This is a genomic window from Hymenobacter sp. (assembly GCF_035709525.1).
Classification (GTDB): domain Bacteria; phylum Bacteroidota; class Bacteroidia; order Cytophagales; family Hymenobacteraceae; genus Hymenobacter.
Genome location: NZ_DASTEP010000133.1, coordinates 1 through 20044 on the forward strand (window position 1 = coordinate 1; position 20044 = coordinate 20044).

8 protein-coding genes and 1 pseudogene are annotated in these 20044 nt (G+C 61.6%); 3 read left to right on the forward strand and 6 right to left on the reverse strand.

Going from position 1 to position 20044, the window contains the following annotated elements:
• Positions 1-64: 64 nt before the first annotated feature.
• The 3 genes from VFO93_RS11495 to VFO93_RS11505 all read right to left on the reverse strand — a co-directional run bounded on the left by VFO93_RS11495 (position 65) and on the right by VFO93_RS11505 (position 6693).
• Complete coding sequence (locus VFO93_RS11495) at positions 65-1675, reverse strand: RagB/SusD family nutrient uptake outer membrane protein (RefSeq protein ID WP_325134516.1); 1611 nt, start codon at positions 1673-1675, stop codon at positions 65-67.
• Positions 1676-1696: 21 nt separating this feature from the next.
• Entirely contained in the window at positions 1697-4738 is a 3042-nt protein-coding gene (locus VFO93_RS11500; RefSeq protein ID WP_325134517.1) for a SusC/RagA family TonB-linked outer membrane protein, read from the reverse strand.
• Positions 4739-5094: 356 nt separating this feature from the next.
• Positions 5095-6693, reverse strand: coding sequence for a DUF6377 domain-containing protein (locus tag VFO93_RS11505; protein WP_325134518.1), 1599 nt, complete (start codon positions 6691-6693; stop codon positions 5095-5097).
• A 1052-nt stretch (positions 6694-7745) separates the two neighbouring features.
• Here VFO93_RS11505 and VFO93_RS11510 point away from each other — a divergent pair.
• Positions 7746-10400 (forward strand): Ig-like domain-containing protein, encoded by a 2655-nt coding sequence (locus tag VFO93_RS11510; RefSeq protein WP_325134519.1) that lies wholly within the window; start codon positions 7746-7748, stop codon positions 10398-10400.
• A 514-nt stretch (positions 10401-10914) separates the two neighbouring features.
• Here the strand turns inward: VFO93_RS11510 and VFO93_RS11515 are convergent.
• Together VFO93_RS11515 and VFO93_RS11520 are read right to left on the reverse strand one after the other, a co-directional pair.
• Positions 10915-11478, reverse strand: coding sequence for a hypothetical protein (locus VFO93_RS11515; protein ID WP_325134520.1), 564 nt, complete (start codon positions 11476-11478; stop codon positions 10915-10917).
• Positions 11479-11490: 12 nt separating this feature from the next.
• Positions 11491-13773, reverse strand: coding sequence for a TonB-dependent receptor (locus tag VFO93_RS11520; RefSeq protein WP_325134521.1), 2283 nt, complete (start codon positions 13771-13773; stop codon positions 11491-11493).
• 185 nt (positions 13774-13958) lie between these two features.
• On the opposite strand from VFO93_RS11520, the gene VFO93_RS11525 reads away from it, so the two are divergent.
• A complete protein-coding gene (locus tag VFO93_RS11525) occupies positions 13959-15194 on the forward strand; it encodes a hypothetical protein (protein WP_325134522.1) in 1236 nt (411 codons plus the stop codon).
• A gap of 344 nt (positions 15195-15538) precedes the next feature.
• A pseudogene (locus VFO93_RS22365) lies at positions 15539-15822 on the forward strand (transposase); the annotation flags it as partial.
• Positions 15823-15917: 95 nt separating this feature from the next.
• Here VFO93_RS22365 and VFO93_RS11535 read toward each other — a convergent pair.
• Positions 15918-20033, reverse strand: coding sequence for a T9SS type A sorting domain-containing protein (locus VFO93_RS11535; RefSeq protein ID WP_325134523.1), 4116 nt, complete (start codon positions 20031-20033; stop codon positions 15918-15920).
• Positions 20034-20044: the final 11 nt, after the last annotated feature.

Genomic DNA, 20044 nt, shown 5'->3' on the forward strand with positions numbered 1-20044 from the left:
AGTCCCCCCTCTTTTTTGGAGAGGGGGCTAGGGGGTGAGGTTCACGCAAGGCGAGCCCTCTGCCTTAATAGCCAGGGTTCTGCTTCAGATTAGGATTCGCCGCTAGGTCCGTGGCCGGTATCGGGAACAGCGTGCGGAACGCCTCGATGTCGCGGCCTGCGGCCAGCCCGCCCTTTTGCGGCCAGTTATTACCCGTGGCGAAACGGCCGAAGCGGATGAGGTCGGTGCGGCGGTGCGCCTCCCAGTACAGCTCGCGGCCGCGCTCGTCGAGGATGTCGCTGAGCTGCACGGTGGCGAGGATGGGAGCGCCCGAGCGGCGGCGCACGTCATTTACCTGGTCGAGCGGGGTGCCGGCCGTGCCGCCGGTGCCGCCGCGCAGCACGGCCTCGGCGTACATCAGCTTCACGTCGGCCAGCCGGAACATGGGGTAGTCGATGTCCACGAAGTTGCCGTCGCCGCCGTTGGCCTGCGACGACGAGCCCGGGCGGCCCGCCGAGGTCACGTTCTTGTACTTGGTAACGAGGTAGCCCTGCATGAAGTCGAACAAGTCGCTGATAGTGCGCGACTGGCCGGTGGTGTAGAACGTGGCCCGCGCATCGGCAGTAGCGCCCGGGAAGCCCGGAAACAAATTCACGATGTTGGGCTTGATGCGGAGCCCCGACCAGCCGCCGTTCACGCCGTAGTCGGCGGCCGGCACGCTGCCGCCCAGGCTGGCGTGCAAGATGAACGGCATGCCCCCAAACGTGCGGGTGCGGTTGCCATCGAAGGGCACAGTAAAAATGACTTCTTGGCTGGCGGCCGGCGCGTCGTTGTCGGCCAGAAACAGCAGGCGGTACTCCGATGCTAGCGAGTAGCTGGCCCCCAGTACTTTATTGGCGTAGGCTACGGCGTCGGTGTTGCGCGCCGTGCCCGTGTACACCTCGGCGTTGAGGTAGAGCTTGGTCAGCAGCGCCCAGCACGCGCCCTGGTCGGCGCGGGCATAGGCCGTGCGGGCGGGCACCAGCGTGGGCTCGATGGCTTTCAGCTCGCCCTCGATGTAGGCAAACAGCGCGGCCCGCGCTATCTGGGGCGGCGGGCTACCGCTCAGCGTCGAGTTTTCATCGGCAAAAGGCACGTTGCCAAACATATCCAGCGCGTGCCAGTAGCTGAGCGCCCGCAAAAAGCGCGCCTCGGCCCGGTACTGCCGGATGGTATTCGTAACGTTGCTATCGGTGAGGCCGCGGCTGGCCAGCTTGTCGTCCGAGGTCTGGCGAATAAACTCGTTGCAAATGCCAATCTGGTAAAAAATCCGGTCGTAGATGGCGCGGATAAACTCGTTATTCGCGTTCCAGGTATTGCGGCTGATGTCGGACAGGTTGCCGTCGTTCCAAGTCATAATGCCCTCATCCGACGCGATTTCCTGCATCGACCAGTACTGGCGCAGGTACTGGCTGAAGTCTTCGCCGATGCCCGTGATGTCGGGCTGGCCATCGGGGCCGCTCTGCCCACTCACGGCCAGCGTGGCGTAGAGGCGCACCAGCGATTGCTGAATCTGCACCGGGTCGCGGTACACAACCTCGGCATTAGCGGTGTAGGAAGGCACTTGGTCGAGCTGACTGGTGCAGGCCGATGAGGCCAGCCCCAGGCCGGCCGCCAGGGCCAGGGCCCGCAGGGGGCGCTGAAAAATAAACGACATAGCTAGGTGGGAAACAGGCGCTTAAAAACCGTAGGTGAGGCCCAGCGTGAAGGTGCGCGGCCGGGGGTAGATGTTGGCGTCGTAGCCGCTGCTGATTTCGGGGTCGATGCCCGAGTAGTTGGTCAGCAAGAAAAGATTTTGGGCGGCGGCCGTTAGGTTCAGGGTCGAGTTTTTGCCCAGCACGCTGCCAAACTGGTAGCCTACCGTCACGTTTTCGAGGCGCGCAAACGAGCCGTTTTCGAGGAAGTAATCCGACTGCGCCGTGAGGCTGTTGAAGTTGGCCAGGCGCGAGGTCAGAATCTCGGTCGAGAGGTTGCCCAGCGTGCCGTTGGAGCTCGGCCCGAAATAGGCCCCCGAGCGCACCCCGTTAAAGATGTAGCCGCCCAGGTTGGCGCGCAGCGTGAAGGCCAGGTTGAGCTTGCCGTAGCTGGCCGTGCTGCCAAAGCCCAGGATGGTCGTGGGCCGCGGCGACTTGCCGATGTAGCGGTCCGAGCCGTTGAGCACGCCATCGGCCACGAGGTCGGCCACGGCATTTTGAATGGGCTGGCCCTCGGCGTTGTACAGCTGCTTGTATACGTAGAACGCCCCGGCCGGCGCCCCCACGGCGTTGATTTGCGAGCCATTTATCTGGCCGATGTAGTTGGCATCGTCCACCAGCGTCAGCTTGGTGATGCGGTTGCGGTTGAAGGTCGCGTTGGCGTTCACGGCCACGTTGAGCTTTTCGCCGCGCACCACGTCGAGGTTGGCCGTCAGCTCCACGCCCCGGTTGGTGAGCGAGCCGATGTTGAGAAAGCCCGCGTTGGAGAGGTTGGACAGGGCCGATACATTGCTGAAAAACAGCAGATTCTTGGTGTCGCGCTGGTACACCTCCACCGCGCCCGTCAGGCGGCCGTCGAAAAAGCCGTAGTCGAGGCCCACGTTGTAGGTGGTGGTGGTTTCCCAGGTCAGCTCGGGGTTGTAGAAGCTGGGGCGCAGCGTGCGGTAGTACTGCCCGCCCACGAGCTGCTGGGCGGTATTGTTGCTGAGCGTCGAGATGGGCAAATAGCCCGAGTTGATGCCGATGTCCTGCTGCCCGGTTTGGCCGTAGCCCAAGCGCAGCTTCAAATCCGACACCGTGGCGTTGTTCTTCAGGAAATCCTCGCCCTTCAAGCGCCACGCAAACGCCCCCGACGGGAAGTAGCCCGTGCGCCGCCCCGGCGCGAAATTGGAGGTTTGGTCGATGCGGAACGTGCCCGTAAAGAGGTACTTATCCGCGATGTTGTAATTCAGGCGGCTGTAGTACGAGAGCAGCACCAGGTTGTTGGTGTACTGCGTCTGGTTGTCATAGGTCGGCGTGAGGGGCGTGTACACGCTGCCATCGGCGCGGCGGTCGTCGAAGATGTAGTTGGTATTGCCAAACTTCTGAAATGAGTAGCCGGCTAGCAGCTCCAGGCGCTGGCCCAGCACCCGGCCTTCGTACTTGGCGTAGGCTTCGAGCAGGTGGTTGTCGAGGTCCTGCCGGTACTCGTTGTTGATGCCCTGGCGGTTGTACTGCGAAGCCGAGGTGGGGGCGACGTACACCGTGCCACGGCCGCGCTGCACGTCGTAGCCCACGTTCAGGTTGGCGCTCAGGCCCGGCACGAAGGGCAGCTTGTAGTCGAGGCGCACGTTGCCCAGGCTGCGTAGCACCGTGCTGCGGTCGCGGCGCTGGTTGATGAGGCTCAGCGGGTTGCGCGCCGAGAGGTTGACCAGCTGCCCGTTGCCTTGCAAAAACTCGTAGTAGCCGCCGAAGGGCGCGTAGCGCGGGTCATCGGAGGTAATGGGCTGGCTGGGGTCGAAGCCCACGGCCGTACCCACGGCGCTCTGGTCCGAGAAGTTGTTGTCAATCCAGGAGCCCTTCACGTTCAGGTCTATCCGCAGGTTGCCATCGAGCAGCACCGGCGTAAGGCTCAGGTTGCCGGTGTAGCGCTTCAGGTCGTTGCGCTTCAGCAAGCCCTGCTGGGTGAGGTAGCCCACCGATGCCCGAAACGGCACCTTGCCCACCGCGCCCAGCACGCTGGCGTTGTTGTCGGCGGTGTAGGCTGTGCGATAGATGGCGCGCTGCCAGTCCGTGTTTTCGGTGCCCAGCAGCGCCTGCTGCTGGTAGTTGCCGTAGTTCAGTACCAGGTCGCGAAACTGGTCGCCGTTGAGCACCGACGCATACTTGGCCACCGTGGCAATGGAGTGCTGGGTTGACACGTTCACCCGTATCGCCTCGCCCGCCAGGCCCCGCTTGGTAGTCACGATAATCACCCCATTTGAGGCCCGCACGCCGTAGATGGCCGTGGCCGAGGCATCCTTGAGCACCGTAATGCTCTCAATATCATTAGGGTTAATGAGCGAGAGCGGATTGCCCGCGCCCGCCAGCCCATCGTTGGTCACCGGCACGCCGTCAATCACGAACAGCGGCCGGTTGCTGGCGCTCAATGACGAGCCGCCCCGGATAATAATCTGGCTGCCCGCGCCCGGCGCGCCGCCGGCGGTCGTTATCTGCACGCCGGCCACCTTGCCCTGCACCAGCTGCTCGGGGTTGGTCACCTGGCCTTTTACAAATTGCTTGCTATCGACGGTCGTAATCGAGCCCGTTACGTCCTGCCGGCGCTGGGTGCCGTAGCCCACTACCACGGCCTCGCTCAGGGCCTGGGCGTTTTCGCCGAGCGTGGTGAGCGGGGCCTGCACGGGCTTGCCATCAAGCACTGTCACCGATACCCGGGCCGTGGTGAAGCCCACTGACGAGTACACCAGCGTGTGCTGCCCGGCCGGCACGTTGGGGATGGTAAACACGCCGTCTTCGTTGGTCGTAGCACCGAGCGTAGTGCCCTCTATTACTACCGTCACGCCGGGCAGGGGCGCGCTCTTGGCATCGACCACGCGGCCGCTTACTACGCCGCTCGCCACCGGCGCCACGCGGGCCGATGGCCAGTGCCGGCCCGGCCCCAGGGGCCCCGCCACCGCCGAGCTAATCGTGAGAATGCCGATAACCGGCGCAGACAAAAAGGTGCGGCCCGCGCCGAACGGGCGCAGCCAACGTAGGGGTGGCGTCATGGGTGGGACTGGGATTGGTGGGCGCAGCCAACCCAGTTGGGCCAGCCGCCAAGCCAGCGCCCGGGGTATCCAAAACCACCCGGTCAGCGCCAGCCGTCAGACAAAACAATACCACCCCGCGCCGAAAGAAAATTAGTTAAAACGGGGTATGAAAAATATAGACTAATATTGGGTAAATAAATCTGATTTACAGATTATTGTGTTGTTGTTGGGTTTGCAAAATATGAATCCGATATAAAGTTAAATTGGGTGGTTTTGGTGGGGTTTTGCTACCCTGACGTGTCGCCTCACCCCCCGGCCCCCTCTCCGAAAAGGAGAGGGGGCCGGGGGGTGAGGCGCTACGTCAGGGTAGCTACCTAGCTCGCGTCCAGCACCCGCACCTGCGCCTCAAACTCCTCATTGGGGAGTAACGACCGGCTTTTTACCCGCGTCTTGTAGGTATAAATCGTATTAATAGAATACCCCAGAATACGACTGATGCGCTCGCTGTCATCGATGCCAAGGCGCACAAGGGCGAAGATGCGCAACTCGGCTGTCAGCAGTTGGTCGTCGGTTAGCGGCACCTGGTCTTCGGGCCGAAATAGGGTGTTGAAGGCTGAAATGAATCGGGGAAACAGCTTCAGGAAAACCTGGTCGAAGTTTTTATACAAAGCCGTGCGCTCGTGCTTGATGTTGACCCCGTCGAGCAGCCGTTGCAGGCCCGTGTACTGCTTGCTGTCGAGCAGCGCAAGGAGTGACTTTTTGAGCGCCTCCAGCTTATCGATGTACTGCGAGTTGGAGTTGAGGTAGTAGCCGATGTACTCGTCCTTGATGCGGTTGGCCTCGTTGAGCCGGCCGTTCAGCTGGTTGAGTTGGCCGATGGCGGCGCGCAGCTCTTCATTGGTAGCCAGCACGCGCTTATCGGCCCGTTGCAAGCGCCGCAGCTGCGCAAAAATGACGAGCGTGCACACGCCCCCAAACGCCGCCAGCCCGGCCAGCACCCACGAGTTACGCCGCAGCGTTTGGCGCTGCTGCTCGATAATGCTGACCTTCTCGCCTTCAATCACCGACGAGATGTGGCTGATTTCCACCTGCCGCTGCCGGGCCTTATAAAATGCCGCTTCGTCGCGCGCCTCCCGGATGAAGCGGTAGGCATTCTGCAAATCGCCCCGCCGGTAGCAGTAGTCCGACACCTTGAAAATGGCCAGCGTTTCCTTGGTGGCCGACTGCACATCGGCAATGGCCGCCACTAGCAGCAGCTCAAACGCCTTTTCCTCCTGGTGGTGCATCTCGTAGAGGCTGGCTAGCGTGCTGGCGCTCACGGCCACTTGGTGGGGCGTGAGGCCCGGCAGCCGCCGCATGGCTTGATAAAACCGAATACCGGCTGCCAAATCGTCCTTTTTCTGCGCAATGAAGCCATCAACAACCAGGCACTGATACGAGGCCGTAGTACACAGTTGCCGGGCCGTATCGGCGCAGGCTAGTGACTTAGCGTAGTTTACCGGCCGGTAGTACTCATCCTGGTCAAATGTGCCCAAGTCGCTGTACGCCCGCGCTTTCAGGAAATAATAATCGATGCGGTCGGACACCGAAAGCTGCCGCGCCTTGAGGTCGTGGAGCGCGTCGAACGTTTCCTTAAACATGCCCGACGAGAGCAGAATAAACGACAGCTTGAGCTTGGCAAGCGCTATTTTCTGCGCATCGCCCGACTGGTCGGCCAGCCGGTTCAGGCGCAGGCAGTACGCAAAGGCCGAGTCGTATTTGTACGCCTTGTACTCGTCGTAAATGCGCAAACCCAGGCGAAACTGGGTGTCCGGGTCGCCTGGGCTGGCCGCGTACTCGGTGCGCAAGAATGCGATGCGATTTACCCGCTCGGCATCGTAGCGCGGGCGCTGGCTGAGAGCTTGGTTGAGGACCGTGAGTAGGCTGTCGGCTGTACTCGCCCTAGCGTAAGCCCCAACGCCAGCAATGGACAAGAGGAAGCTTAAAAATAATTTTACGTGCATTTGTTCACGCAATATACAGGTTGCCATAAACCCATGGCAGCCCGCCCATAGAGGCCGCACTATGCTAGTGAAGCTGTTCAGGAAGTAGAGCCAAAACAAAGAGACTCCCACGGCGGGGAGAAACCTGGGGTGCGGCCCACCTCCTTCCTCCCACTTGCCCGTGGAACTCCTCTCCAAAGATATCATCGTGACCTGGCTCTTGCCCCATCTGTCTTTTCCCACCACTGGCCGTTTCCAAGGCGTGAACTGTGCCAGTAAGGTGCACCTTGCTGGGCTAGGATGCCTAACATGTTTCGTCACGGAATAGCTTCTGAGTTTTAGCAGGTGTGTTTCGCGCTACCTGCCGGCTCGGCGACACTTGCTGGTTATTAAGGAAGCTTCTGAGTCGATAGCTGATTCATAAGCTATATTCTTCTAATTATTTGAAATACAAATAATTAGAATTAATGCAATACTAATTAAAGCTGGAAATAAGCTTGAGGTATGCTATAACCAGTTGATTGTATGCTGCTTATTTTTTAGGCTGGTAATGAGACTTTCTTTATGCAATCGTTTGCGGTATAACCCCGCAAACGATTCGATACTTTTTTTACACATAATTCATTTTTTATCAACCTATTATAGATACCCACGGGTGCTATATTTGACTGGCAGAGAGCACTGCAACAGGGCAGCTAATGCTCCCTCTGGCATGGCGTTGCTGGCCTGTTCCTGCTCCTCTTAAAATCAGGTTTTGCACGCTGTCATTTCCTTTTCACCTCCTTACCCATTCTGCCTATGCCGTTACCCCTCTGACCTGGTAGTTTGCTCGCTTTCCTTTCCCATTTCCTGTTCCTTTTCCCACCCTACACATGAATGCGAAGATTACATCCGTAGCTCTTTTACTGAGTTTTATATGGCTGCGCGTAGTGGCGCAGGCCCCCCTGGTTTACTCGGCCGAAAACACGGGCACCACTTGCGCCACCCCCCCGCTACCCAGTTTTAGCCAATTGCCGGCCATTCAGCCGCTTCCGGACCCTTTTATGTGGGCTGATGGCCGGGGGCGTAGCACGAGCTTCAGCGACTGGGAGTGCCGCCGCAACGAAATCAAGGCCCAGCTGGAGAACTACGAGATAGGGCGCCGGCCTACCCGGCCACAGCATATCACGGCTACCTACACGGCCACTTCAGCTACGGCAGGTACGCTTACAGTAAACGTGACGGTGAACAACAAAACCCTCACGCTTACCTCGCAGGTAAGCTTACCAGCAAGCGCGGGGCCGTTTCCGGCCATCATCGGCATGAATAGCCCCTCGGGGAGCGTCCCAGCTACCGTCTTCACCAGCCGCAACATTGCCCGTATTACCTACAACCATAACAATGTCACGACCTATGGGGCTCCTTCGCTGAATGACCCCTACTACCAGCTTTACCCCGACCAGAACCTGAGTAATTCGGGGCAGTATGCCGCTTGGAGCTGGGGAGTGAGCCGCCTCATCGACGGCCTGGAGCTGGTGCAAGGCAGCTTACCTATCGACTTGCAACACATTGGCGTAACGGGCTGCTCCTATGCGGGCAAGATGGCCTTATTCTCGGGGGCAATGGACGAGCGCATTGCGCTGACTATTGCCCAAGAGTCGGGGGGCGGGGGCGCACCGGCCTGGCGCGTTTCTGAAACGCTGGGTGCAGTGGAAAAGCTCGGGGCTACCGACTACAGATGGTTTAAGGATGATATGCAGCAATTTGCGGGTGCCAACGTGGCCAAGCTGCCGCACGACCACCACGAGCTAATGGCCATGATTGCCCCCCGGGCTTTGCTAGTGACCGGTAACACCGACTTCGAGTGGTTGGCTAATCCGGCAGCCTATGTGTCGGCCCGGGCGGCGCACGAGGTGTGGAAGCAGTTTGGCATTGGCGACCGGTTTGGCTTCTACATCGATGGCGGCCACAACCACTGCGCCGTGCCCGCCGCCCAGCAGCCAGCCATGGAGGCCTTCGTTGATAAGTTTTTGCTGGGCAATACCAGCGTGAACACTTCCATCACCGTCCATCCCTACCCAACCCTAGACTACCAGCGCTGGTACAAGTGGTGGGGCACCGCCAACCCCGTGCTGCCCGCTGAGCCCCTGGGGAAACGCATTTGGTTGGATGCGGAATGCGCCACCGTAGGCTCCGACTGGCAAATTGTAGCCGACACCGCAGCCGCTCACGGCAAGTACGTTGTGGTAAACGGGCTGAATAGTACGGCCACGGCGCCCGCGGCGAGTGGCACGGTAGTGTTTGCCTTTACGGTAGACAGTGCGGCCACGTACAACATTGCCGCGCGTCTAAACTGCCCCACGGCTAATGATGACAGCTACTGGGTGAAGCTTGACAATGGCGCATTTACCTCCGTAAACGGGCTGACTACTTCGGGCTGGCAATGGACAAGGTTGACCAGCGGAACGCTCGGCGTGGGGCCGCACACGCTCACTATCGGCTACCGAGAAGATGGTGCCCAGCTAGATAAGGTACTGGTGACTACCTCAAACGCCATCATCACGGGCAAAGGCCCTGACGCTGAAAACTGCACAGCACTGCTGCTGCTGAGCCCAGCTGCTGGGCCAGTGGGCACGAGCGTTACGATTACGGGCACCAACCTGAGCGGAACCACGGGCGTCAGCTTCAACGGCACCGCGGCCAGCTCGTTTGTCGTGAACTCAGCTACCAGTCTTACGGCGGTGGTAGCAGCGGGCACCACTACTGGCCCGGTGAGCGTAACTACGCCTAGTGGTTCGGTTGCCTCGGCGACCAGTTTTGTGGTGCGCGTGGCCCCTACCACGGTGGCCGATACCTATACCACGCCGCAGGGTACGCTGCTCAAGGGCAACGTGCTCAGCAATGACCTGGGCACTAACCCGCGCGCCATCCTCATCATCCGCCCCACTCACGGCACGCTGCTGCTCAACCCCGATGGCACCTTTACCTACCAGCCCAACGCCGGCTTCACGGGCCAGGACAGCTTTATCTACTACGCCTGTGACCCCGGCCTGCCGCTGCTCTGCGGCAACGCCGTAACAGTCGGCATCAGCGTGCTGCGCGTGCCGCCTACTACCGTACCGGACGTGTATACGACGCGGCAGGGCGGCACCTTGACGGGCAACGTGCTCAGCAATGACTTGGGCACCAGCCCACGGGCCATTCTCATCATCCGCCCCACCCATGGCACGCTGCTGCTTAATCCCGACGGCACCTTCACCTACCAGCCCGCGGCCAACTACGTGGGGGCCGACAGCTTCTTGTACTACGCCTGCGACCCCGGCCTGCCCCTACTTTGTGGTAATCCGGCCACCGTTAGCATCAGCATTGGGCCGGCTACCAGCGCGCAGCTTACTGCTACGAACAAGCCTGTAGCCGCCACCAAGCCAGGCACTAGCGCTGCCGCTGGAAACGCCCGGGAGCTCGCCTTTACCGGCAGCCCCAACCCGTTCAGTGAGCAATTGCGCGTGAGTTTTACCCTACCCGCCCCCCAGGCCTACACCCTGACCGTGTATGACGGGCAAGGGCGCCTGGTGCAGCAACTGGCTAGCGGAGCGGCCCCGGCTGGTCAGGTGCAAGAGGTCGTCGTGCCGACGCACGCTTACGCCGCTGGCCTCTACCTCGTGCGCTTAACGATGGGTTCTGGTACGCAGCAACTCAAGTTTATCAAGGTGCCGTAAAGGCGGCGGGTAGCCCGCCCAGACTGCTATTGCTACGACCCTTTTACTTATTTTAGGCAAAGAGCCCTGACCGATTTGCTCGCTCAGGGCTCTTTGAGTTTACTCAGGATGGCAAGTGCCAACAAATGAGCACACACGATTTTTGCGGGTAGTACCCCCGGCCCAGCCCCTGCTACTAGCCGGCGGGGCTGATGTGCAGCACGCGGCAGAATCTTGCCGGGCATGGGCAGCGGAAGGAAGACTTCGCACTGTCTGTTTTTATTCTACCACCTCAGGCGAATCAACAGGCTACACCGAGCCAATCTTTTGCTTAGCTAGCAAGAAGCGCGGAGTGAAAGCATTCGCTTCCAGCTCGGTTATCTCCCTCTTTAAGGTCTGATTTTGCGATTTCGTGGCCCTGGCAGGGATAGCTAGCGTGCGTCACGCTATGCAGGCCGCCTCATGCTACATAGCACGCTGCCGAGCTATATAAGTCGTTCTCCTTCAGAGCCCAGCTAGGCTAGCATAGCTCTACTTACTGAATCGTAACTGGGAAGGTCGTATCGAAATCGGTGCTACCAGGCGTTTCGGTGCCATCCTTGGTGCCGACCTGGTGGCGCAGCACCACGCGCAGGCTGCCGCTGCCCGCGCCCGCCGTGGTGGCCCGCGCCTGCAAGCCAAAAGGCAGGCCCTGGCTGTCTTTGTCGGTGACAACTACCGTGAGCGGCGCGCCCGTGGGCTTGTACACAAACAAGTGGTTGGTGGCCTCGCGCACGATTTCGGGCGTTACATCTTCGCTCGTGGTCGACGTTTCGTTGAGGACGGCATCGACCGTGAGGGTGTACACGGTATTGGCTTGCAAGGTGATGGCGTCGATAACGGGTGGGTTGCCGCCCTGGCCATCCAGGTCTTTCCAGGTGGCCAGGCGCACGTCGGTGGGGGTGGCCTGGTTCACGAACTTGAGGCGCATGGAGGTTATCAGTTCGTTTTCGCGCACGGCGGGCAGGGGCGTTTCGTCTTTCGAGCAGCTGCCCAGCAGACCTAGGGCGAGCAGGGCGGGGGCCAGTAAGGCCGCGGAGCGAGAGAAAGCAAAAGTCATACTATCAAAAACTTAAGGGTTAGAAGAAGCGGCCGGCGATTGGCCAAAGGGTACCGTGAGGCGCAGGGCCACATTGCGGCCCACCTCGGGGGCGAAGTAGCGGAAGGCGTTGAGGTAGTCGCGGTAAGTGGTGTTGAAGAGGTTGTACACGCTCAAACTCAGGGCCACGGGGCGGCCCAGCAGGTGGGCCTCGGTGCTGGCATCGAGGTGGCAGAGGGTGTAGGCGCCGGGCGGCGGGGCAAAGTCCTGGTCGTCGCGCACGCGCCACTGGCGGGCGGTGTGCTCCACGCGCAGGCTTAGGGTGTTGTCGGCCAGGCCATGCCAGATGGGCAAGGTCAGGCGCACGCCGGCGGCGGTGCGGTCGGCCGGAATCAGTTCTAGGTGCTGGCCGGTCTGGCGGTTGTAGGCCCGCACCGCCGAGTAGCTGGCGGTGGCCGTGAGCCAGTCGGCCACGCGGTAGCTGGCCGTGGCATCGGTGCCGTAGAGCGCGGCATCGACCTGCACATATTGGTAGGCCAAAAACGCGCCCCGCACCGTGAGCACGGCCTCGGTGCCGGGGCGCAGGTAGATGTAGTTGTTGAGGCGATTGTGGTATACATTCAGCTCGCCGCTCAGCCGCTCGCTCTGCTTGGTCACCCCGCCGTAGAGGTTAAAAGTTGATTCTTCGCGCAGACTGCGGTCGCCCTGCTCGAAGCGGGCGCTGCCGTGGTGCACGCCCTGCGAAAACAGCTCGTTGATGGACGGCGGCCGCCAGCCCCGGGCCGCGCCCGCGCTCAGGCGCCAGCCGGCCGGCAGCTGGTAGGCCGCGCCCACCGTGCCCGTGAGCTGGCCGTAGCTGAACTGGGGGCGGATTTCGGGGCTGCGCTGGTCGGTAGGCACCTCGCGCAGCCGGGCCTGCATGTGCCGGGCATCATAGCGGGCGCCGGCCTCCAGCTCCAGGTGCCCCCGGCTCCAGCGCTCGGTGGCGAAAGCGCCCAGGCTGCGATTGGTGAAAAACGGGATGAGGTAGCGGCCATCGTAGTAGTTCTGCTGGTGCTGCGCGCTCAGGCCCACCTTGCCCCGCAGGCCACCTAAGGGGCGGTGGTCGAGGTAGGCATCCAGGGCCTGGGTGGTGAGGGTGAAGCGCAACTGGTACTCGTTCTCGTAGGCCTGGCGCACCAGGTCATACTCCTCGCGGTTGTTGCGCTGGTAGCTGTAGCGCAGGTGCAGCTTGCCCAGTCTAGGTAGCTCGTAGTGCGCGGCCGCGCGCACCAGGTGGTGGCCGATAAGCTGGTAGGGCCGCCCGATGGCGTAGGAAAAATCGCCCTTCACCAGCGGCTCGGGGCGCGCAATGGCGGCCAGCAAGTCGGTGGTATTGCCGATGTGCGCGCCCTCAAAAATGCCCAGCCGCGAGTTGAAAGTGCTGGCGTACAGCTCGGCCGCAAAGGCGTTCTTAGCAAAGCCCACCGTGGCCGAACCGTTGTATTCCTGGAAGCCCGTGTTTTTCAAGTAGTAGCCGGGCACGCGGGCGTTGGCGGCCTGCCGCGTGCTCAGCTGCACCCGGTAGCCGAGCAGGCCCTGGGGCCGGGCCCCTTCGGCCGTGGCCGACAGCGCCCCGAGGCCGTTGTTGCTCATTAGCACCGACTCGACGCGGCCCCGCAGGCCGGGCCGGTAGTCGAGGGCCTCGGGCTCGACCAGGATAACGCCGCCCACGGCATCGGAGCCGTACATGACGCTGGCCGCGCCCTTCACCACCGTGAGGCGGCTGGCCACGAAGGGGTCTACCTCGGGGGCGTGCTCGCTGCCCCACTGCTGCCCCTCCTGGCGCACGCCGGCGTTGTAAATCAGCACCCGGTTGGAGTGCATGCCGTGAATGACGGGCTTGACGATGCTAGGCCCCGTCTGGATGGTGCGCAGGCCCGGCACGCGCTGCAAGGCCTCGGCCAGCGTCTGCCCTCGGGTGAGGGCCAGCTCGCGCAGCTCCACGCTGCTTTGTTGCATTAAGGGCGTGTCATATGCCCGCTGGCCGGTAGCCGTTACCTCGCCCAGGGTGCCCGCCAGCGGCCGCAGCGCCACGGGTAGCTCCGTGCTGGCTACCAGGGTTAGCGTGCGCTCGGCAGGCTCAAAGCCCAGGTACGTCACCACCAAGCGGTAGGCGCCAGGGCACAGTCCAGCTAAGTAGTAGTGGCCGCTGCTATCTGCTACTGTGTTAATGGCAGTGCCTTCCAGCCGCACGGTGGCGGCGGGTAGTGCTTGGCCGGCCGCGTCGGTCACGGCACCTGACACGTGTAGCTGGCAGGCCTGCGCCTTGGCCATTTGGGGCAGGCCAAGCACCCCTAGTAAGCTGAGCGCTGCCCCTAGGCTGGCGAGGAACAGGGGCTGGACCCAGAAGAAGCGAATTCTATTTTTTATTGCAACCACGTTTCAAAAGTAGAACGCGCTTGCTTAGGTTTGCAAAAGAAATTCACTAAAACCTCATTTCACTTCTTCCCTTTTCTACCATGAAGCACTTCTTTTCCTCGGCTCGGCTGGCGCTGACCATTGTGGCGGGCTTATCGCTGGCCGCTTGCAACAAGGACAATGACGACGTAACCCCGGCCGACCCCGACGCCGGCAAAGAGTACCGCTTTGTGCGCCTGCTGGTGGCCGACGAGCAGGCCAGCACGCTTACCCAACTCACGCCCTTCGATGGCAGCACCGCTTCGTTTAGCGCCAAGTACCCGCTGGCCACGCTCTACCCCACGGCCTCGGGCCGCTACGCCGCCGTGCTGTACCAGAGCCAGAACCTGGTGGAGATGTTCGACACCGGCCTGGAATCGCACGACGACCACGCCGACGTGAAGGGCACGCCCAAATGGGCGGCTATTTCGGCCACGGGCACCAAGCCCGCGCATTTCAAGAGCCACGACGAAGAGTCGCTGATTTTCAACGATGGCGATGGCACGCTGAGTGTGGCCGACGAAGACGACTTCCACACGCCGGGGGCTAAGTTTCGGGTTATCAACGCTGGCCTGGCGGCCCACCACGGCGCCATGGCTCACCTCAGCAACGGCACTTACGCCGTAACTGAAACCCAGCCCGGCAGCACGGCTCCTACCGGGGTGCGCATCATCAACTCGACGGGGGGCCTGGTGCACGCCGCCACGCTGCAAACCGGCAGCCTCCACGGCAATGCCAGCGATGGCGAAAATGCTGTATTCGGCGCTTGGACCACTACGGCCAATAACAGCGGTAGTGTGCTGGTAGTCAATAAGTCGGGCCAGCAGCGCCTCATCGCCAATCCCGCCAGTCTCGGCGCTAATCGTTTAGGTACCATTTATTACGCCGAAGGGGCCAAGAAATTCATTGGCTACTCGGCCACCAAGGGAGCCTACCTTATTGATTTGGCGGCTAACAGCATGACCCCCATCTACGACGGCACCGACGCCATGCAGTGCAAGCTTGACTACGCTGGCAAGCAACTGCTAGTGCTGACGCTCGGCGGCCAGCTGCGGGTGTATGACTTGGCTACTAACACGCTGAAGCGGCAGGGCTCCGTTATCAGTGCGACTTCTTCGGCCGATGTCTACAAGCCGGTTTTAGAAGCCTCGGCGCGGTTTGCCTACATCGCCGTGCCAACGCTGGGTGAGGTGCACCAGGTGAAGCTCGACGACCTCAGCACCGTAGCCAAGCATAAAGTGACGGCGCGTCCAGTACGCCTCACGCTGCTTGGTATCGAAACCAGCGAGGCGCATTAGGTCTCTGGCCTCTACTTCATGAGCAAACGCTAACGCAAAAGGACTCAGCCTGCTGGCTGGGTTCTTTTGCGTTGGTAGCACTGCCAGCCCCTACGTGCGTTTCCTGCTCTGATAGCTCAAGGTTTTATTTCTGGCATGCGGGTAGTGGGTACGGGTTTCTTCTCTACATAGACGGATTGGTAGCAGGCATCACAGTTACATTAATTTTCTGGCAACCAGCCAGATAATCGTCGGATTACTCCTCCAAAAAAGGACCGTTTTTTGGAAAGCTAACCAGGACGCCAGGATGCGCAGGAAACGCCTTTTTTTCAGGGCGTTTCCTGCGCCTGTTATGTTATACACGGGGCCAAACGGTGAGGGTGGGCTTTGCCGACCAGGGCTATGCGGGGCAGGAAACGGAATACGCGGCGGCGGCTCACGACCTTAATTTGCAAGTAGTCCAAAACCACAAGACCAAACCGGCTTTGTGCTGTTGCCCCGGCGCTGGGTAGTAGAGCGCAGCTTTGCCTGGCGCAGCCGCTTCCGCCGACTGGGCCGCGACCACGAGCGCCTGCGCAGCCGCTTGCCCCAGCTACCTTTCGTTGTCTTCGCCCGCCTCATGCTCGCCCCACACGCCGCAAGTTCATAACAGGCCCTGGCTTGGCCGCAACGCGATTATTTTCAACCAAAAAAGACCCCGTCGTTATCTCCGACGGGGTCTTTTGCTTGGCGAGGCCAGGGGCGCTACTCGCGCACGAGGCGGCGCGTTTCCACGCCCTGCTCGTTGCGCAAACGCAGCAGGTATACCCCTGCCGGCTGGCACGTGAGGTCGAGCCCGCGCACCATTGAGCCACTACTAGCCGGTATTAGCTCGCTACTCACTAGCCGGCCCAGCACGTCGAGTACCGCCAACTGGGTAGCCGAGCGCAACCCGCTCAGCTCCAGTGTTACCCGGCCGGTTGGCGTGGGGTTGGGGTACACCCGCAGGCTAGCCCCCGCAATGCCGGCGCGGGTGGTGGCCAGCAGCGCAGATTCGTCGGCCCCGATAGTGGGAGCTGTTGCGCTGCGGGTGTCCCCGTCGATATCCGTCGTGATACCGGCAATGGGTGTAGCGGCAGCACTAAGTGCTGTTGCCGAGGTGTGCAGGTCGGTAGCCGAAATGAACAGCGGGTTAACGCTGATGGAGCTAACGTCCTTACCGGTAGCCATGCGCAGGGCGGCCAGGGTAGCTTGGGGGGCACTCCCAAAGTAGGCCAGCGCCGCCTGGGGCCCGTTGCTATAGTAGTCGTTGTAATTGAGAGCAGTATAGGCGGTGGCTGGGGCCGAGCTGTACAGGGTGTAGGCGCTACCCGTGGTGCCGGTGCCGTTCACCTGGGCGTTGGCGAAGATGTTGTTTTGCACGTTGAGGTCCGTAACGGCGGCTCCCACGCCAAAAGCCGTCGAGAAGCCGGCGGCGTAGTTGTAGGTGCCGGTCAGGTTCACGGAGTTGTACTGCACGCGCACGCCGCTCATCGTCGTAGTCAGCAAGATGCCTACCGTGGCCCCGTTCGCCAGGCTGGTAGAGCTGGTGCCCTGGATGTCGCTCACAAAGTTGTTGCTGATGCGCACATTGCTATTGGCCACGCCCGTATATATCCAGATGCCGTAGCCGCCGTAGCCCGCCGCGCCGGCCCCCGTGACGCCGCTGATGCGGTTGGCATCCACGATGAGGCCGGTCGTGCCGGTGCTCACGTTGAGGCCGTAGGCGTAGCCGGTAGTCGTGTTGGTCACGTTGCGCACCACGTTGCCGCGCACCACGCCGCCCGTGACGCCATACATGCTCAAGCCCACCGGGGCCGAGCTTCCGGCCACGTTTTGCACGGTGTTGCCCGTTACCGTAGCATTCACCGAGTTGCCGACGGCCAGCCCTGTGTTGCCAATGTTGGTGGCCGCACTCGCCACGGCGGGCCCTACCACGTTGTCCTGCACCACGGTATTGTCATTGCCACCGGCCGAAACCAGTCCGCCGCCACTCAGCAAGATACCCATCGTGACGCCCACAACGCTGTTGTTTTGCACGGTCAGGTTATCGTTGTCGGGCCCGGTCGATATAATACCAAATAACCCGCCGCCGCCCGCCACGGGGCTGGCTCCCACAATGCGCAGATTGCGCACTGCTATGGTGTTAGTACCAGAATTGGTAGTGCCCAAGCCATCAATTAGGATGTGGGAGGAGTTGCTGACACTCGTGGTCGAAGTCAGGGTCAGGTCGCGCGAGGTGGTGCCGCTATTCGAGCCATCGAGCGTCACGTAGCGGGCATTCGAGAATGCCAGCAGCGAGCTGGCGGCGGTGATGGTGCTGCTCACGCCCATATTGGGCCGGATGGTGAGCGTGTTAGCGGCGCTGGCTTCGGGGTTGTTGCCAAAAACCACCGGGAAGGTTTCGGCGGCCGAGTACGTGGCATCGAGGAGCAGCAACGTAACCGCGCCAGTCAGCCCACTGGCGTTGTAGGCCGCCGCCGCCGCCGTAAGGGTGGCGTAGGTGCGGGCCGGGTTGGGCGAGGTGCCACTGCCTACGTAGTACACGCCGCTCAGCGCGCTTAGGATGGTATATTGGTACGGGCGGGCCGGGGGCACGGCAAAAGTGCCGCCCAGGGGGTTTGACGATACGTTGCCCGGCACATCCTGCGCCACCACGTAGTACTGCACCACATCGGCCGCCACCACGCCGCCCACCGCCGCATAGTCGAACGCGAAGGTGTAAGTGCTGCCGCTTTGGCTGGCCGTCGGCACCGACACAAACGCGCCACTCGTGCCCTTGCGGTAAAACAGGCGCGGGGGCGTGGTGGTCGAAATGCCGCTGGGGTCGGTGATGGTTACGGCCAGCGAGCGGGTGGCCGTGTTGCTGGTGTTGGCCAGGGCCGCCAGCGTAAAGGAGGGGCCGGTCAGGTCCAGGGGTAGGAAGGGGCCCTCGTCGGCCCCGATGTCGGGCGTCGAAGCACTGCGGGCATCCCCGTCGAAGTCGGTAGTGATGCTGCCGATGGGCGTGGCCCCACCCTCGACCTGCGTGGGCGCGGTCGGGCTCACATGCAGGAAGGTGGCTGCCGAGCCGGCCGTGCTTGCAAACGCTAGGTCCTCAGTTACGGCATTGCTTTCGCGCGGGGCCACGAAGGCCCGGTAGGCGGCCAGCGTGGGCTGGGCATTGATGGCCGCGGCGGTGGTGCCCTCCACGTAAATCACGTTGGTGGCCGAGGGCGGGCCGGCGTAGTACAGGTTGTTGTTGGCCGTAGCAGCCAGGTTATCGGGCGGAAAGCCTGGCGCGCCGCTCAGGCGGCGCAGGGCGGCGGTGTAGCCGCCCGCGCCGGCCGCCGTGCTTTTGTTTACCACAATATTGTTGCGGGCGTCGAGCACCGTGAGGGGAGCGCCCAGGTAAATGCCCGAGGTACCAAACGTAGCGCCCGTGCTGCTCGCCGCCAGGTAAAACGTATTGTAGTAGGCCTTAATACTGGTAGCGCCCGAGTTGATGTACAAGCCCACTACGGCATTGAGGCTGGTCGCGGCGGGGGCCCGCAGGTCGCCCACCAGGTTGTTGTAGAAGGTCACCACGGTACCGGGCAGGATGCCGGGCTGCACGCACAGGCCATACACCAAGCCCGTGGCGTGGCTGTCGGCCAGGTTATAAATCTTGTTGCCGTAGATGCTGGGAGTGAAGGCGGACGTGTAAAGGCCCACTACCACGCTGCTCGAGCCCGAGCTGCTCAAGCCGCTAATGGTGTTGGCATAGATGGTGCCACCTACCAGCGAGCTGCCCAAGAACAGGCCGTACACCGAGGAAGCGGCGCTCAGCCCCGTCACGGTATTGGTGTTGATAGTCGAGGCCGCGGAGCCATAGCCAATGTACAGGCCGCAGACGGTGTTGGCACCGCCCCCGATGTTGCGAATGGTGTTGCCGGTGATGGTCTGGGTTTGATTGCCGGAGGTGTTCACAAACAGGCCGTAGAAAGCCGTGACCCCACTCAGCGTAATGTCTGAAATCGTATTGCCCGAGATAGTTTGGGGGACCTGGGGCGAGGCACTGTTGTAGTAGCCATACACGGTGCCGCCTACCCCGGTTTTGGTGAAGCTGCCAAACACGTTGTTTTGCACGGCCATCGTGCCGGTGCTCGTCGCACCAATGTTCAGGAAGTACAGCGAGCCGGTAGTTGCCACCGCCGCCGTGCTGCTAAACTGATTGCCGCTCACGACCAGCGCCATGCTGGTCGCGCCACTGGTATACACTACATCGTACTCGCCCGAGCCCGCCAGGGTGTTGTTGGTGATGATGTTGGTGCTGATGTTCAGCATCGCCACCGAGGCCGTGTTGCGCAGCGCCATAAAATTGCCCGTCGTGGCCGACGACGAGTTGCCGCTTATCGTGTTGCCGGTCAGGTTGACGGTAGCCGCCGAAGCTGTGTTTTGAATGCCATAAAACGCCCCGCTGGTGGCCGTGGCGTAGGTGCTATTCTGCACCGTATTGCCCGTGATGTTAACCGTGTTACCGGCCGCCGTCGAGCCGATGCCGTTGTCGATGCCGATAACGTTGCTGAGGGCGGCGCCCCCCACCAGCGTGATGGTGTTGCCGGTGATGTCGATGCTCGACGACACGCCCGTGTTGGCATAAATACCGCGCAGCGTGGCCGTGGCCGTGGTGCCGCCCGCGCTGTTCACCGTGTTATTGGCGATTTTGGCCCCATTTTGCATGTTCACCCCAATGCCCCAGCCTGAGGTTGAGGCCCCGCCAAAATTGGTCACCGTGTTACCCGCCGTCACCCCGATTTCGTTGTTCAGGTCGTAGTTGGCCGCGGTGGTTGCAGCGCTACCCGTCAAGTAGATACCCGACACGGCGTTGCTTA